The 15,581-nt window shown below is 57.9% G+C and carries 14 protein-coding genes; 11 read left to right on the top strand and 3 right to left on the bottom strand.

The annotated features are described in order from the left end of the window. Positions 1 to 14: 14 nt before the first annotated feature. The gene (locus AB3X55_08195) at positions 15 to 341 is read right to left on the bottom strand and encodes a hypothetical protein (GenBank protein ID MEX0503561.1); all 327 of its coding nucleotides are present in this window, start codon (positions 339 to 341) and stop codon (positions 15 to 17) included. Between the two features lie 224 nt (positions 342 to 565). Between AB3X55_08195 and AB3X55_08190 the strand changes: the two genes are divergently transcribed. Beyond that, complete coding sequence (locus AB3X55_08190; GenBank protein MEX0503560.1) at positions 566 to 1,441, top strand: hypothetical protein; 876 nt, start codon at positions 566 to 568, stop codon at positions 1,439 to 1,441. A gap of 2 nt (positions 1,442 to 1,443) precedes the next feature. Further along, positions 1,444 to 2,097 (top strand): hypothetical protein, encoded by a 654-nt coding sequence (locus tag AB3X55_08185; protein MEX0503559.1) that lies wholly within the window; start codon positions 1,444 to 1,446, stop codon positions 2,095 to 2,097. Between the two features lie 25 nt (positions 2,098 to 2,122). Here AB3X55_08185 and AB3X55_08180 read toward each other — a convergent pair whose 3' ends face one another. Next, entirely contained in the window at positions 2,123 to 3,952 is a 1,830-nt protein-coding gene (locus AB3X55_08180; protein ID MEX0503558.1) for a caspase family protein, read from the bottom strand. A 43-nt stretch (positions 3,953 to 3,995) separates the two neighbouring features. Between AB3X55_08180 and AB3X55_08175 the strand changes: the two genes are divergently transcribed. The 9 genes from AB3X55_08175 (at position 3,996) to AB3X55_08135 (ending at position 14,194) form a co-directional block, all read left to right on the top strand. Further along, complete coding sequence (locus AB3X55_08175) at positions 3,996 to 4,463, top strand: hypothetical protein (GenBank protein MEX0503557.1); 468 nt, start codon at positions 3,996 to 3,998, stop codon at positions 4,461 to 4,463. A 158-nt stretch (positions 4,464 to 4,621) separates the two neighbouring features. Next, positions 4,622 to 5,626, top strand: coding sequence for a D-cysteine desulfhydrase family protein (locus tag AB3X55_08170; protein MEX0503556.1), 1,005 nt, complete (start codon positions 4,622 to 4,624; stop codon positions 5,624 to 5,626). 225 nt (positions 5,627 to 5,851) lie between these two features. Next, positions 5,852 to 6,844, top strand: coding sequence for a TAXI family TRAP transporter solute-binding subunit (locus AB3X55_08165; GenBank protein ID MEX0503555.1), 993 nt, complete (start codon positions 5,852 to 5,854; stop codon positions 6,842 to 6,844). Positions 6,845 to 6,898: 54 nt separating this feature from the next. Further along, the gene (locus AB3X55_08160) at positions 6,899 to 8,992 is read left to right on the top strand and encodes a TRAP transporter permease (GenBank protein ID MEX0503554.1); all 2,094 of its coding nucleotides are present in this window, start codon (positions 6,899 to 6,901) and stop codon (positions 8,990 to 8,992) included. A gap of 54 nt (positions 8,993 to 9,046) precedes the next feature. Then, positions 9,047 to 10,306 (top strand): NAD(P)/FAD-dependent oxidoreductase, encoded by a 1,260-nt coding sequence (locus tag AB3X55_08155; GenBank protein MEX0503553.1) that lies wholly within the window; start codon positions 9,047 to 9,049, stop codon positions 10,304 to 10,306. After that, the gene (locus tag AB3X55_08150) at positions 10,291 to 11,415 is read left to right on the top strand and encodes an NAD(P)/FAD-dependent oxidoreductase (protein MEX0503552.1); all 1,125 of its coding nucleotides are present in this window, start codon (positions 10,291 to 10,293) and stop codon (positions 11,413 to 11,415) included. The genes AB3X55_08155 and AB3X55_08150 overlap by 16 nt, the downstream gene beginning before the upstream one ends. Continuing rightward, positions 11,399 to 11,692, top strand: coding sequence for a (2Fe-2S)-binding protein (locus tag AB3X55_08145; protein ID MEX0503551.1), 294 nt, complete (start codon positions 11,399 to 11,401; stop codon positions 11,690 to 11,692). The genes AB3X55_08150 and AB3X55_08145 overlap by 17 nt, the downstream gene beginning before the upstream one ends. Beyond that, on the top strand, positions 11,689 to 13,083 hold the full coding sequence (locus AB3X55_08140; GenBank protein MEX0503550.1) for an FAD-dependent oxidoreductase: 1,395 nt from the start codon (positions 11,689 to 11,691) through the stop codon (positions 13,081 to 13,083). The genes AB3X55_08145 and AB3X55_08140 overlap by 4 nt, the downstream gene beginning before the upstream one ends. Further along, positions 13,070 to 14,194: an NAD(P)/FAD-dependent oxidoreductase gene (locus AB3X55_08135; GenBank protein MEX0503549.1), complete on the top strand. Its 1,125-nt coding sequence runs from the start codon at positions 13,070 to 13,072 to the stop codon at positions 14,192 to 14,194. Before AB3X55_08140 ends, AB3X55_08135 begins: the two co-directional genes overlap by 14 nt. Positions 14,195 to 14,201: 7 nt before the next feature. Here the strand turns inward: AB3X55_08135 and AB3X55_08130 are convergent, their stop codons facing one another. Next, entirely contained in the window at positions 14,202 to 15,488 is a 1,287-nt protein-coding gene (locus AB3X55_08130; GenBank protein MEX0503548.1) for an NAD(P)/FAD-dependent oxidoreductase, read from the bottom strand. Between the last annotated feature and the right edge of the window lie 93 nt (positions 15,489 to 15,581).

Raw genomic sequence — 15,581 nt, 5'->3', positions numbered from 1 at the left:
CAAATGACAGACGACTACAGGCCGCAACTCAGGCCGCGCGCCTTGGCTTCCTTAACATAGGGCTGCCAGCGCAGATTGTCGTCGTTCCAGCGCTTGATGTTATCCTCTTCGAATATGGCAAGACGGCACAGATCATCAGCGTTGCACACCGCCGGGTCGGTCACGCAGCTGTCGAGCCCGCCATAGGTTACCGCCGGTTCCGACGGGCCGCCGCAGGCAGCCAGTGTGGCCGCACCGCAGGCAAGCAGGCCAGCCGTGACGAGACCTCGGATCCGGGCGGCATGGCCTGAGCTGTCGGGGGTTGCGGCGGGTTCAGGGGAAAACAGATGACGTGACGACATAGATCAAAATCCTTATCCAGAAAAACGAACCGACAGGCTGCATACAACCACATGTCGGTCTGGCATATTTCAGTCTGGCATATTTCAGTCTGGTTTAATAGATCCCGGACAGTGTCCTGTCCGGCTGTCCGGCGTCATCCGATTTCAATTGGTGACGGCATTTGCTAGAGTGATCCAAGGGCTGTGGGTGTTGTGGCCGACTGTGTATGTGGAATGATGTGAATATGAAACCCGATTGGAAACCCTCGCTGGTTGGTCTGCCCCTATATCTGCCCCTGTATCTGCCCCTGTATCTGTCTTTATATCTGGTTGCATGCTGTGGGCTGGTCCTGTCCGGGGCCGCCATCGCGGCGGAGAAATGGAACGGCGCGATCAGCGCCCAGTACCCGATCAGTTTTGAAATGTCGCCAAAGGAGGCGTGCGAGAATGCCGAGGAACAGGCCAAGCTCGACGCGATGAGCCTCGCCGGATGCGAGACATTGTCCTTTCGGCAGGTCGAAACATGTGAAAGCTCGGATGACAGCGAGAGATGCGCCTTCTTTCAGGAAACGTTCAACGCATATGACAATTGTTTCATTGCCAAATATGACCTTCTGGACCGGAACACCAGAAAGCTGGATATCAACCAGAATCAGGTTTGCGAGGTCAGGGCGGAGATTGCTGTCAGGGGGTTCAGAAACAATCATGACCCGCAATTGATCGTTCGGGTTGATGATACGCTTGGCCGTGTATTCAGGCCGGGTGAAGAGGTGGTCGTGTCCGGCCAACTGAGTCAGGCGGCCTATGTCAATGTGCTTGGGTGGTATCCTGAAATCGATCAGGATCACCTGTACAGGCTGCACACCGATCAGGCGCTGGACTCACCGAGATTCAAGACTGATTTCCTGTTGCCGCCCGAAACACAGGTCGAAAGATGGTGGGCCGCTCTGGCTGATGATTACCAGCGTAACGAGAGCAATGAATTCCTGATCGTGCTGGCGTCCAAGACGCCATTCAAGGTTTTGGAAAAGGAGTCGCGGTCCGATTTCTTCCGACGGCTCGACGAATTCGGGCGTGAGAACTGGCGAATTGCCAGATACAGCTACCGTATAGTGAAATGATAATGATGATGACCAAAATGACATCACGCCAGCTGCCTGTCGTGACCATGCCCGTGACCATGACCATGACTGTGGCGCTGGTGTTGCTTGCCTTGCTGGCGCCGGTTACGGGTGCCAGTGCGCTCACCTTCAAAAAGGATGGAAGCGTCATCCAGAAGGATGGCAAGGTGGTGCAGCCATCCGATGCGCCCGCCAGCACCGGTTCCGCCCCGACAGCGGCGCCGGCCACCACAACAGCGCCAGCCAGGGCAATGGCGGCGGGGCGAATTCCCGATTGGTGCGCGTCGCCGCCCGAAAATACGATTTTCAGGGTTTCAGCCTGTGGCACCGCCAGCTCCACCTCGCTGTCGATGGCCAAGAACAGGGCGCTTCTTGACGCCAAAAGACAGCTTGCCGATGTGGTGAATGGCGCGATCGAATTTGCCAATAACAGCATCGTCAGTTCGGCCAATGAGGTTCCGATCCGCGGTTATCGCCGGATTTCGGAGGAAACGATGACGATCAAGGGCCGCCTTCACCATTTCGTGCTGTTGCAGATGGAAATCGGCCCGGCTGCGGATCTGATGACAAAATCGCTGGAATACAGCATCGACAGGTTCAAGAGCATCTGTCCGGATGGCTGGACGACGGTTGATGGTGGGTGCGTCATCTACTGACGGGGGTATCTACTGGCGGGGGGCGCTATTCGAACCTCACCAACACACGGTCGGCATCTCCCTGCAATTCCGGCGTCTGGCTTCCCGATGATTGCTGGATGACGTTCTGCTGAACATAGGCGTGAAGCTCGCCGGCGGTGATCTGCCGGTCATTGTTGGCATCGGCGCCGCCTTCCATTCCCTTCATCAGGAAATAGCTGAACATGCCGTGCTTGACTTCTTCCAGTGGCTTGGCCGTCTGTTCGCCGCCGGCGGCGGTCATGACGGTAAAGCCGTCTGGAATGGCCTGTTCCCTTGCCCGGATGGCGATCGGGCGGCTGGCAATCAGGCTTTCAGTGCCCCGTGTCGTGCCGGAATAGCAGGTGTCGAGAAATACCGTTACCGAGCGCGGATTGGCGGCGGCAATATCAGCAAACAGTTCCTTGCGCAGCAGCGCGGTGCGATCAAGCAGCCGCGGCGAGCCGTCATGCGGAAGCAGATACATGTCCTTGCCGTCTTCGCTCGCCAGCCCATGTCCGGCAAAAAATACATAGATGTCGGACTTACCGGGACGGTTGGCGCGATACAGCCAGTCCTGGACGGTGAGCAGGATACCCTTTTCGTCTGCCACATCATCGACCAGTGTCTTGATGCGATTGCTTGGAATGCCAAGCTTGTGCGCCGCATAATCGGCAAACACGCTGGCATCACTGTTGGCATAGGCGGCCTTGACCGGTGTTTCGGTGTAGGTTTCCACCCCGATGATCAGCGCCAGCGCGTCCTTGTTCCGGGCTGCCATCTGACCAAGCGGGTTCAGCCTGTCAAAGGCAATGGCCGTTGATACGGGCGCGGCAACACGGTCCAGCTGGACATCGAGGCTTTTTGACGTGCCGCGCATGTTTACCGCCACAATACGGACGGTCACCCCACCTGTCGGCACATAGGTCTGCGCGCTGAAGCTGCCATTACCCGCAAGGGGCACCAGACGACCATCGATCCGCAGTTCGGCGATGCCGGCGCTGTCGGTAACCTGCCCGCTGACCGTGCCCTGCGGGCCGACAGAGGTGGCGCTGACGATGGTAATTTCGGGTATCGTGGGTTCAGGTGCCGGTGTTGGTGCCGGTATTGGTGGCGTTACTGCTGCTGTTGCCGTTGGGGGTTGCGTCGGGGCGATCTGATCCTGCGCATTGGTTGCCAGATCGGTTTCGGCGGCTGCAGGTTCTGCAGGTTTCGCCGCTGTCAGGGTTCCCGCAATGGCACAAGTCAACTGACGTGACCTGGCTTCATCAACAAAGGCGGAAAAGGCTGCGCTCTGGCGCAAGCCGCCCTTTTTGTCGGTCGCCAACCGGCACAGCGCCATATCATCAAGCTGCTGCGCCAATGCCATGGTCGGGCTGGCCTCTGCGGCGGGCTGGCGCGCAGCCACTGCCGGCGGCGGTGCCTTGTCCGTTGTTCCGCCAGTCGCGACCGGGTCATCCGACCTGGATGGAGATGCCGCGATGACCGGCGGTGTTTCAGCTGCCTCTGGAACTGCCTCTGGAACTGTCTTTGGGGTTGCCTCGGCAACTGCCTCGGGGACTGTTTTCGGCGTGGCGGCCGGTGTTACGGCCGGCGTAGTGGCTGGCTTGGCTGTCGAGCGTGACAGCAGGTTGCCGTCACCGTCGCAGGTGATGCCGCGCCGCAAGACCTCGGTGCGCCACACCGGCAGGACCATGGCGAATTTACACACCGCCTCATCAGACTTCGAATCTGGATTGATCAGCGTTGACCCGTTCTGCGACAATGAATTGGCACTGGCCGTTGCGACCGTGAGGGCAAGCAGGCCCATCATTGAAAACGCAATGGCATATCCCCACATCCGGGCGATGCTGGACAATTCTTTCTGTCCTGATAGTCTATCATTTTGGAGTATCTTGATCATGCGACTGTCTAAATTCTTACTCGTCAAAAGCTGGATTCTTGCTGCGTTTCTACTTGTTCCCTCAATGCAGGCTGTCGCTGTCGAGGATGGGGCCTATGTAGGATTTTTTCAAGTCACATACGCCATTCCCGAGGCGAACAGGGAACTCAACGATACCGGTGAACTTCTGCTTGTCATCGAAGACAACAAGATTGTCGATATCCAGTATGACGATGAAGGATTCGTGAAGGGCAAGGTTACATACAAGCTGAAGATTGACAAGAAATCGGGAAAGCTGAGTGGCTATTTTATCGAGCGGGACCGCCTTTACGAGGGCAACAGGCTGACGCTTCGCTGGCAGATGAAGGGTGTCTTTGCCGGTGAATATTTCGCTGGTAACGCCTCTATCTATCTGACGCAATGGAATGGCCAGACCCCGGAGGCCGGGATGCTGAAAATCGCCACATATGCGTTTGAAAGCCCCTGATCCATTGTTGGCCAGGTGGCGTCATCACCGGTGATTCCCCTGTTCAAAACAGGAACAATATCGCCTAGGGTAAGCGGCTGATGACCGGAAGAGGTGCGCGCCCATCTGGCGAAGGCCGCCCTGCTTTTCCCGGTTGAGCTGGTCCGAGGGTTTTGGCAGTGCATCCCAAGATTGACATCCTGTCCGGGCCCACCGCGCTGGAGCCGGCGCGCGCGCTTTCAGACAGGCTTGATATAGACCTTCACATCAAGCGGGATGATCTGGCCGGGCCGTCTTTCGGCGGCAACAAGTCACGACAGCTTGAATATTATTTCGGTGAAGCGGCGTCACAGAATGCCGACACAATTCTGATTACCGGCGCGGTGCAGTCGAATTTCACACGCACTGCTGTTGCTGTTGCGCGGTCGCGTGGCATGCGGGCCATTGTGCAATTCGAAGATCGGGTAAGGACCACGTCGGAGCTGTACAGGAAATCTGGAAATGTCCTGCTGTCTCGGCTCATGGGCGCGGATATCGAATTCTATCCGGATGGCGAGGATGAGGCTGGAGCCGACGCGGCGCTCGACCACAGGGCCGGGCAACTCCGTGCCTCGGGTCGGCGGCCCTACATCATTCATCTTTCCGAGACGCACCCGCCTCTTGGCGCGCTGGGCTATGTCGATGCGGCTGCTGAAATTCTTCAACAGAAGGCCGATTTCGATGTGTTTGTGGTGGCATCGGGAAGCGGTGCCACCCATGCCGGTTTGCTGGCTGGACTGCGCGGTGGCGGGTCCCGGGCGCTTGTCATCGGCAGCTGTGTAAGGCGGACGGCTGATCTGCAGGGACCACGCATCGAACGGGTGATGAAACGGCTGGCTGCGCTCTATTCCCCGGCAGGTGAGGTGACGTCAGACGACATATCGGTCTGGGACGGCGCTCTTGCTCCGGGCTATGGCAAGCTTGGCAAGACCAGCTTTGAGGCCATGCGGATGATGGCCACCACTGAAGGCCTGTTTCTTGACCCGGTCTATACAGCAAAGAGTTTTTCAGCCGTGCCGGCGCTTGTAGAGTCCGGTCACATTCCAAAGGGCAGCCGGGTATGTTTTGTGCATACTGGCGGCCTTGCCGCGCTGTATGCGTATGAGGATCAGATTTCCCCGATGCTTGACCAATTCGCCGAATAGATGTCCCGGGCGAAAGCGTATTTGACCGGGGCTCGGCTCTTTTCACTTGAGATGAAGTGCGGTTTTGGGCTTTCATGAAGGCATGAGGGGGGATCATCGATCACTCTGCGACGGCATTTTTGTGACGGATGGCTTGCGCTGTTCTTTAGCGGATATGGCAAGGCGTAGTCAGGTCGGTTTTGAGTCTCCCCAGGTTTCAATATGACCAAGCCAGGGAGTTACATAATGAAAAAATGGGTTAAATTGGTCGCGACCCTGCTTACGGCAAGTTTTGCCTTTGCGGGTGTGGCGTCAGCACAAGAAATGCGGTTCTTCAAAATCGGAACCGGCGGCACCGGCGGCACCTATTACCCGATCGGTGGTCTGATCGCGAACGCGATTTCCAATCCTCCGGGTTCCCGCCCGTGCGACAAGGGCGGCAGCTGTGGCGTGCCTGGCCTCGTGGCCATCGCGGTATCGACAACAGCATCCGTTTTCAACGCGAACGCCATTCAGGCAGGTTCGCTTGATGCCGGTCTTGCCGGCGCGCAGACCGTTGTCCAAAGCTATAATGGCGAAGGCAAATTCGTTGATAACAAAAAGGACAAGATCCGCGTTATTGCAAACCTGTATCCGGAAAGCATGCACCTTGTGCTGAAAAAGGGTACCAAGCTGAACAGCCTGAAAGACCTGAACGGCATGAAGGTTGGCGTGGCTGCGGCCGGGTCTGGAACCCAGGTTTCCGTGCGGATGATCCTGAAGCATTATGACATCAAGGCAGATGAGTATGAGCTGAATGTCGGTCAGAGCGCGCAGCGTCTTGCCGACGGCCAGATCGATGCCTTCTTCTACGCTGCCGGCACACCGCTGTCGGCGCTGATCCAGCTTGGTTCGACAAAGGGCTTTGATCTCTACAGCTTCTCTGCTGCCGAGCAGAAGGCAATCAACGAGATCATTCCTTACTATGTCGAGGATGTCATCCAGTCGGGTGTCTATGAAAATATCGGCTATGACGTTAACACCGTTGCTGTGAACGGCCAGCTCATCACCTCGATCGATCAGCCTGAAGATCTGATCTACGACATCACCAAGGCATTGTGGAACGACAATACCCGCAAGCTGCTGGACAAGGGTCACCCGAAAGGCAAGGCCATCCAGCCTTCGACCGCTCTGAAGGGCGTTCTCATCCCGCTGCATCCGGGTGCAGAGCGCTTCTACAAAGAAGCAGGCTTGATGTAATAATTGTCAGTGAGGGCGCTTCGGCGCCCTCATTTTTTTTGCGTGAGGGTTACTATGGAAAAGTTCAGTCTGGAGCGGGCGCTCTCCTTGGAGAGTAAATATGATGACTCATTGCAAACACGCCCCATCGGCGACTGGCTCGCGAAATTTGTTCTTTGGTTCAGTGTTCTTTTTGCCCTTTATCACTATGTGACTGCCGGCATTGGTGTGCCGGTGGATTACTGGCATATGGGCGCCCATATGTCGGGCGTCATCATCCTGATTTTCATTTCCTTTCCGGCGTTCAAACGTCTGAAACGCAATACTGATGAACAGACCGTCACCGGGATGCTGTCAGGCGTGCCGTTCTATGACTGGGTGTTCATGATCGTCGGTGTGGCCGCGTCCCTCTATGTCGGGATCACGTGGTATGGCGTTGATCTGAACCTCTTCGGCTTCAGCTATTCCATTCCGGAGCAGGTGCTGCGCATGGGCGTGCCGCTGCCGGTGGATGTTGTGTTTGGCACCTTGTTGATCCTTGTGCTGCTTGAGGCGGTGCGAAGGACCATTGGCATTGTCGTGCCGATCATCATTCTGGTGTTCATCAGCTATGCTGTGCTTGGCCCCTATATTCCGGTGCAGATCCTTAAACATCCAGGGCTGAGCTGGTCGCTGTTCGTCAACAACATGTATTTCCCGGATCTGGGAATCTACGGCGTTACCCTCTGGATCGTCTCGACGGTGGTGTTTCACTTTGTACTGTTCGGCGTGTTGGCGCAGCGCATTGGCCTTGGCCAGTTCTTTGTCGATCTCGCCACCGTGGCTGCCGGTCGGTATACAGGCGGTCTGGCCAAGGTGTCGGTGGTGTCATCGGCGCTGTTTGGCACGATCTCCGGTTCGTCGATTGCCAATACGGTATCGACCGGGTCGCTGACCATTCCAAACATGAAGAAGAGCGGGTATCCCGGCCATTTTGCCGGCGGTGTCGAATCGGCCGCCAGTGCCGGGGGCCAGATCACCCCGCCGATCATGGGGGCGGCTGCATTTGTGTTGGCCGAGTTTCTGGAGATTCCCTACAGCACAGTGGTTATCGCCGCCGCTGTTCCGGCCGCAATGCACTATATCGGCGTTATGTCGATCGTGCATTTCAAGGCCAAGAAGCTTGGCCTGAAGGGGCTGTCGGCTGACCAGATCCCGCAATTCATCGAGGTCATCAAGCGTGGATGGATGACAGCCATTCCGCTGCTGGTCCTGATCTATGTGCTGTTTTCCGGCTATTCACCGCATATGGCAGCGTTCTGGGGCATCACTGCGGTGCTGATTGTGGGCTTCATCAATCCAAGTCATCGCATTGGTCTTGGCGACCTGATCGCCGGTGCCTCGCAGGGTGTGAAATATGCGCTGTCCGTCGGGGCCGTCTGTGCGGCGATTGGAATTGTCGTTGGCGTGGTGAACGCCACCGGTCTTGGATTCAGGCTCGGCTTCATGGTCACCAACAGCGCGCTTGGCATGGGTGAATCCATCCTGCCGCTGTTTTCCTACATCCCGTTTGCTGAATTCACGCTGAATGATATCACGCTCTTCATTTCGCTCATTCTCATCGCGGTGACCTGTATCCTGATGGGGGCCGGTCTTCCGACAACGGCCCTGTATGTGATGCTGGCCACGGTCGCGCAGCCGGCGCTGGCTAATCTCGGCATTCCGCCGCTCGCATCGCATCTGTTCGTGCTGTATTACGGGGTGATTTCCGAGATTACGCCGCCGGTCTGTGCCTCTGCATATGCCGCTGCGGGCATTGCAGGTTCGAACCCGTTCAAAACAGGCCTCTCGGCCTTTTCCCTTGGCATTGGCAAGCTTCTTGTGCCGATGGTGTTCGTCTATTCACCGGCCATGCTCATCGTTCTGGATGATTATTTCACCTGGCAGGAATTCCTGCACACTGTGGTCACCTGTGGTCTTGGTGTCTTCCTTCTGTCGGCGTCGGTTGCCGGGTATTTCCTGGCCAATATGAACGGTCCGAGCCGGGCTTTGTTCGGTCTTGCCGGGATCTTCCTTGTCGCGCCGTCCTGGAGTTCGACCCTGTATGCGGCGTTTTTCGCCGCACCGGTGCTGGTGATGCAGATCGCGGCATATAAGCGTCAATCCCAGTCCGAAGCGGTCACCGGGTAAAGATACCAACCTGTGAAGCGGGACATGGAGAGCCTGCGCAGGCGGAGATAGGCGATGGCAGCGCAGCACAGGCAGGACAGCACAGACGTTGTCGTCATCGGTGCCGGCATTGTCGGCGTATGTTGTGCCTTGCAGCTTGCTGAACGCGGGCTTTCGGTCACCGTCATCGACAGGAAGCCACCTTGCGAAGAAACAAGCTTTGGCAATGCCGGTGTCATCTCGCCATGGAGCTGCGTGCCGCAATCCATGCCGGGTCTGTGGCGGAAACTCCCGAAATGGCTACTTGACCCGCAGGGCCCGGTCTTTGTCCGCACGCGCCACGCGCCATTCTTTCTGCCCTGGGCGCTGAAATTCCTGGCTGCCGGCAGACAGGGCAGGGTGGATGGGATCGGCGATGCGATGATGGCGCTCAGCCGCAATTCACCGTCAAATTACCGGGCGCTTTTGCAGGGCACACCGCATCTGGAGCTGATCAGGGACTCGGTCTATGTCTTTGTCTATAAACAGGCACAGCAGGCGAATCTGGACCAGCTTGGATGGCGTATGCGAAAGATGCGCGATGTTCCGGTGAGTCTCATAGGCGCAGGTGAGCTGCGCGAACGTGAACCCCATATCTCGCCGGAATATGAAGCTGCCATTCTCATTCATGGCCAGGGGCGGGCGATGAACCCCTCGGCGATCGGCAAGGCGATTGCCGACAAGGCGCGGTCACTTGGGGTGCGTTTCGTGCTGACGGAAACGCGGGCGATTTCCCGCAAGGGGGATGGCTGGTCCGCGGTCTGCGAGACCGGGAGCTATGACGCCGACAATCTTGTGCTTGCCGCCGGTGTGTGGTCGGCCTCGCTGCTGAAGCCGTTTCGGATCAATTTGCCGCTCGAGGCTGAACGTGGCTATCACCTGATGTGTCGTGACCCCGGGATCACGGTCAACAATTCCATCATGGATGTGGAACATATGTGTGTCGCCAGCCAAATGGCATCAGGGGTTCGCGTTGCCGGAACGGCGGAATTTGCCGGCATTCAGGCGGCGCCGGATCACCGGCGTGCCTTTGTCTTCAAGGCGGCGCTGAAAAGCCTGTTTCCCGGAATCAATCTGGACAAGGCCGAGCCGTGGATGGGACGAAGACCGACATTTCCCGACAGTCTGCCCTGCATTGGTCCAGTTGAAGGCCAGGCCCGCCTGTTTGCGGCATTTGGCCATTCCCATTACGGCTTGGGCCAGGCACCAACCACCGGGCGGATCATTGCCGACTGTGTTACAGGTTTCAAATCCGACATAGATCTTATGCCTTATCGACCATGCAGGTTCACATAAAACAGAATTACGACACGATTGTTGTTGGCGGCGGCCTTGTGGGCTTTGGCATTGCCTATGGGTTGGCGCGGCTGGGCCTTGATGTCGTGCTGTTGGACGCATCAGACACCGACTTCAAGGCGGCGCGGGGAAATTTTGGACTTGTCTGGGTTCAGGGAAAGGGGTCCGGATTTGCCGCCTATGCCGATTGGACCATGCGGTCATCCGAGCTGTGGTCGTCGCTGTCTGCTGAATTGCAGGAAACAACAGGGCGCGATCTTGGGCTTGAGCAGGACGGCGGCATCCATATCTGCCTTAGCCAGGCGGAATATGATGATCGCAAGGCAAAGCTCGATGTGCTTCGCGCGCATCAGAATGGCCGCTTCCAGTATGAGATGCTCGACCGGCAGGCGCTTCTCGACATCCAGCCCGGTCTTGGCCCGGATGTGGTTGGCGGTTCCTGGTGTCCAGCTGATGGCCATGTCAATCCGCTCTATCTGCTGCGAAGTCTGCATGACGGGTTCCTGCGTCATGGCGGAACGGTGAAGTCGGATGCCGAAGTCAGCGATATCGCTACCGGTCAGGGCCTGTTTGCGGCCAGCAGCAGGAAAGGGGTGTTCCATGCGCCCCGTCTTGTACTTGCGGCCGGCCTTGGCAACCGCAGGCTGGCGCCCTTTATCGGCCTCAAACAGCCTGTCCAACCCCAGAAGGGGCAGATCCTGGTGACCCAGAAGACCGACAAGCTGATCAGAATTCCGATGACCCTGCTCCGTCAGACTGCCGAGGGCAGCATCATGATTGGTGACAGTAAGGAGGATGTGGGGTTTGATATCTCGTCATCGGTCGATGTTATGGCACAGATTGCCAATCGGGCCGAACGGACGATGCCGGTCCTCAAACAACAGCAGATTATCCGCAGTTGGGGCGCGCTGCGGGTGATGTCGCCGGATGGATATCCTGTCTATGACCAGTCACCCACACATCCCGGGGCCTTTGCCGTAACATGTCACAGTGGGGTAACGCTGGCGGCGGCACATGCGTTTGACCTTGCCGCGGATATCGCGGCTGGCGGTCTTTCCCACAATTTGCGTGAATTTACCGAGGGGAGGTTTGATGTTTCGCCGGATTAGGCCAGCACAACCAAATGTCACCATCTATATCGACGACAGGCCCCACAGGGTGAATGCCGATGAATCAATCGCCACCATTCTTGTGAATAGCGGTGTCTCTGCTGTTCACAATGCCCCGGATGGCGCGCCGCGCGGTCCCTATTGCATGATGGGCGTCTGTTTCGACTGCATGATCACCCTTGAGGATGGACGGGTCGAGCAGGCCTGCCAGATCCATGCGGCGGAGGGCATGCGGATTTATCTGCCAGCAACCGGAAAAACCGGGTCAGGCCGATGAAGCAGGGATCCTATCACGACCTTGTCATTATCGGGGCGGGTCCGGCCGGCCTTGCAGCGGCCATCGAGGCGTCGGCGGGTGGTCTGACAACGCTTGTTCTTGATGATCAGCCGGCACCAGGTGGCCAAGTCTATCGACAAATTGTCCAGAACGCGAACAGCCGATCCGCACGCGGCTATCTTGGTGCGGATTACTGGTCGGGTCACGAGCTGGCAGATGCCTTCGCCAGGTCACTGGCAGAATTACGTTCCGAATGCCGGGTTTGGCAGATTGGCAAGGACAGGGATGTGTTCTTCAGCCAGCATGGCAAGGCCCAGAAGGTAAGGGCGGGCGCGGTGCTGATTGCCACCGGTGCGATGGAACGTGCGATGCCGATAGCCGGGTGGACGCTGCCGGGTGTGATGAGTGTCGGGGCAGCGCAGACCATGCTGAAATCCAGTGGAAGCGGTGCTGACGGGGCGGTGTTTGCCGGGTCGGGTCCATTGTTCTATCTGACAGTTTGGCAGTATCTGCAGGCCGGTCTGACGGTCAGGGCGGTGATCGATACTGCTCCTGCCAGACTGGGGCTGCGGCATTACTGGCTCGCCTTGCCGGCGTTGCTGCAACCGGGGCTGCTGCTAAAGGGGGTGCGCTGGCGGCGCGAAATTCGCCGGAAAACCAGATATATTTCCGGGGCAAGGTCAGTCGGCATTGTCGGTGACAGTAGGGCAACCGGCATCCGCTTCAGGGATGCTCGGGGGGGCGAGCTGACGATTGCAGCGGAACATATCTTCATTCATCAAGGCGTTGTTCCCAATGTGAATCTCACCATGGCGACAGAGTTGGACCATAGATGGTGTCCCCGCCAGCTATGCTGGCATCCCCGGACCGACATCTTTGGCCAGAGTTCGGTAGCGGGCGTATTTGTCGCCGGCGACGGTATGGGAATTGCCGGTGCTGGTGCGGCGGTGTTATCCGGCAGGCTTGCCGCAAGGCGGATTCTGGCCGGAAAGAACGGCAGGTCATCGGGGGTCCCCCTTTTCTGGCGATTGCTGAAATTTCGGCAGACGGCCATACGGCCCTTTCTTGATACCTTGTTCACGCCACCACAGGAGTGGCGCACCCCAGAGGATGACACAACAATTGTCTGCCGCTGCGAGGCCCTGACAAAGGCGGATGTCATGGCCGCCATTGCGATGGGTGTTTCCGGGCCAAACCAGCTGAAGGGATATTGTCGGGCTGGCATGGGTCGGTGCCAGGGGCGGATGTGTTCCCTCAGCGTTCAGAACCTGATCCACGATCATACCGGTGTGCCCGAGGATCGGATCGGCCATCTGCGTATAAGGCCGCCAATCCGGCCCCTGACAGTTGGTGAACTGGCGGCGCTGGTGGATGAAGATGCGTCTGAATAGGGATCGGGTCATCATCATCGGTGGCGGCATTCAGGGCTGCGCCGCGGCCTATTTTCTTGCCAGGCGCGGACAGGACGTCACTTTGATCGAGAAGGATCACATCGCGCGTCACGCCTCCGGGGTCAATGCAGGCGGTGTGCGGCGGCTTGGTCGTGATCTGGTCGAAATTCCGCTGAGTCTCGCCTCGATGGATATATGGCAGTCGCTGGAAAGTGACATCGGCGTCCATGCCGACGCATTTCATCCCTGTTTCTATGTCAAGGTGGCGCTTGACGAGGCCGGGCAGAAGCTTGGCCTTGACCGGATAGACAGCTTGCGCAAAGCCGGCTTCCAGCATGAATGCTGGCTGGATGATGCCGATATCCGGAAACGGCTTCCCCATCTGTCCTGCCGGACACGCGGCGGCATCCTTGTCGAGGGGGATGGCTGGGCGGTGCCGTGGCGCATTGTTCAGGGTTTCGCAGCCGCAGCTGCAAGGCATGGTGCAAGCCTGATCGAGGGGTGCCGGGTTCTGAACCTTGAGTTTGACAAGGAATGCTGGCAGGTGACAACGTCACAGGGCCTGTTCGAGGCTGGGCAGGTTGTCAACTGTGCGGGCGCATGGGCCGCCGACCTTGCCAGACAGGCAGGAGAGCCGGTGATGCCGTTATCGGCGCACGCACCGATGCTGGCGGTCACGGAAAGACGGCGTCCCATCCTGCCGGCCGTGATGGGGGTGTTGGGCCACACGCTGTCATTGAAGCAACTTGATACAGGTCAATTCGTGATTGGCGGCGGTGTCAGGGCCCGCGCCGATATGCAGGCAAACAGGGGCGAGGTCGCCATTCCGGAACTGGCGGCATCAATGCGACTTGCAACAACGTTGTTTGCCGATATTGCCAGTGCGCCGATCATCCGTTGCTGGTCGGGAATTGAGGGATATATGCCAGACAATCTGCCGGTGATCGGGCGTGGCAGCAAACCCGGACTTGTGCATGGGTTCGGCTTTTCGGCGCATGGCTTCCAACTGGGGCCCGGCGTTGGCGAAGCGCTGGCTGATCTTGTCATGGGCCAGCAACCGCGGATCTCGCTCGAACCGTTCCGTCCGGACCGGTTTGAAGCCGACACATGATCAGCCTCTATTTCGTGCTGGCGGCAAGCCTGTCACGAAGCTTGTAATAGGTCATCGCAAGCGGCATGAACCAGGGATCGCCGTTATAGAATGGCACGGTGTGCATGCGCAGATTGCTGAAAACACTGTCGCCGTCCTCACCCAGGATCATCAGTGCCGCCTTTTGACCAAGCCAGCGCGCCCACACCGTCCCTGATCCGCAGAAACCGGTTGGATATATAATGCCGTCCCTGACGGCCAGCTTTGGAAGCTGATCAAAGGGAAAGGCCACAAAACCTTGCCAGTGTGCATCAATGGCGGTGTCACCCAGAGCCGGGAAAATCGTCACAAGAGCATCCCGCAGTTGGCGTTTTGCCTTTTCCCTGTCGGTATGCGCACGTCTACCGCCGAGAAGAATCCGCTCGCCATCAGGCGAAGGCCGGTAATAATAGCCAAGTTGCTTTGACTCGCCGAACATTGTCAGCTTTGGCATCAGCGATTGAACACGGTTTCGACCGATTTTTTCGGTTGCGATCATCTCGGATACCACCGGCACAAGACGCCGTTTCAACCAGGGCTGTCCACGATCCGTATAGGCATTGGTGGCCGAGATCACATGCTGTGCCGTGACCTGTCCCCTGTCGGCCCTGACAGTAAAATCCGATGGCTGCGTCTGGATCTGCAGCACCGCTGTCTCGGCGAATATCTTCACGCCGGCTTCCAGCGCCAGACGCAGCATTTCGTGAAGAAGTTTTGCAGGATGGATGCCGCCGATATCGGGTCTCAGGATGCCCCCCTGATAAATCGATGAGTCGGTATAGTCGGCCATTTCCTGTTTTTCGATAAAGACAGGGCTGATGCCGTATCGTGCCTGAAAGGCGGCGTTGTCACGCTTGATGCTGTCTGCCGAAAACTGGCCTGTCAGACCGACCACACGGCCGACCGGTTGAAAGTCGCAATCGATCTTCTCATCGTGGATAAACCTGGCAAGATCGGCCCGCGCCGCAACCGCCTCATCAACAAACTGCTGCGCGCCTTCGGTCCCGAAACGCCGTTTCAGCTGCGCTGCCGACAGTCGGATATTGCCGCTGGTAATGCCGCCATTGCGCGTCGATGCGCCCTCGCCAATCAGGCCCTTTTCGAGGATGACGACCTGTCTGCCGGCGCGCGCAAGGATGATCGCAGCTGACAATCCGGTAAAGCCGCACCCGACAATGGCGATGTCCGTATGCTGTTGCCAGTCGGTCGTGGGGGCTGTTGTGGGCGGGCATTCCTGCCACCAGTAACAGGAGTCTGATGATGACGTTTCCATCATGCGACGATGTCAAATTTCAAAATGACAGTCAAATGGATGTGACGTTGTTTCCGAGGGGGCTGGCTGTCATCACCGGCCTGCTTGATACCCTGC

It is taken from the genome of Alphaproteobacteria bacterium LSUCC0719 (assembly GCA_040839025.1).
Taxonomy (GTDB): Bacteria; Pseudomonadota; Alphaproteobacteria; order Puniceispirillales; family Puniceispirillaceae; genus UBA8309.
The sequence above is the reverse complement of the archived record's forward strand: the minus strand, read 5'-3'. Positions and strand labels throughout refer to the sequence as shown.

Excerpts from the sequence above, each read along its gene's own strand:
- AB3X55_08145 (MEX0503551.1), top strand. The coding sequence starts at position 11,399 with ATGTTTCGCCGGATTAGGCCAGCACAACCAAATGTCACCATCTATATC.
- AB3X55_08150 (MEX0503552.1), top strand. The coding sequence starts at position 10,291 with ATGCAGGTTCACATAAAACAGAATTACGACACGATTGTTGTTGGCGGC.
- AB3X55_08140 (MEX0503550.1), top strand. The coding sequence starts at position 11,689 with ATGAAGCAGGGATCCTATCACGACCTTGTCATTATCGGGGCGGGTCCG.
- AB3X55_08190 (MEX0503560.1), top strand. The coding sequence starts at position 566 with ATGAAACCCGATTGGAAACCCTCGCTGGTTGGTCTGCCCCTATATCTG.
- AB3X55_08195 (MEX0503561.1), bottom strand. The coding sequence starts at position 341 with ATGTCGTCACGTCATCTGTTTTCCCCTGAACCCGCCGCAACCCCCGAC.
- AB3X55_08155 (MEX0503553.1), top strand. The coding sequence starts at position 9,047 with ATGGCAGCGCAGCACAGGCAGGACAGCACAGACGTTGTCGTCATCGGT.
- AB3X55_08175 (MEX0503557.1), top strand. The coding sequence starts at position 3,996 with ATGCGACTGTCTAAATTCTTACTCGTCAAAAGCTGGATTCTTGCTGCG.
- AB3X55_08185 (MEX0503559.1), top strand. The coding sequence starts at position 1,444 with ATGATGATGACCAAAATGACATCACGCCAGCTGCCTGTCGTGACCATG.
- AB3X55_08160 (MEX0503554.1), top strand. The coding sequence starts at position 6,899 with ATGGAAAAGTTCAGTCTGGAGCGGGCGCTCTCCTTGGAGAGTAAATAT.
- AB3X55_08135 (MEX0503549.1), top strand. The coding sequence starts at position 13,070 with ATGCGTCTGAATAGGGATCGGGTCATCATCATCGGTGGCGGCATTCAG.
- AB3X55_08130 (MEX0503548.1), bottom strand. The coding sequence starts at position 15,488 with ATGATGGAAACGTCATCATCAGACTCCTGTTACTGGTGGCAGGAATGC.
- AB3X55_08165 (MEX0503555.1), top strand. The coding sequence starts at position 5,852 with ATGAAAAAATGGGTTAAATTGGTCGCGACCCTGCTTACGGCAAGTTTT.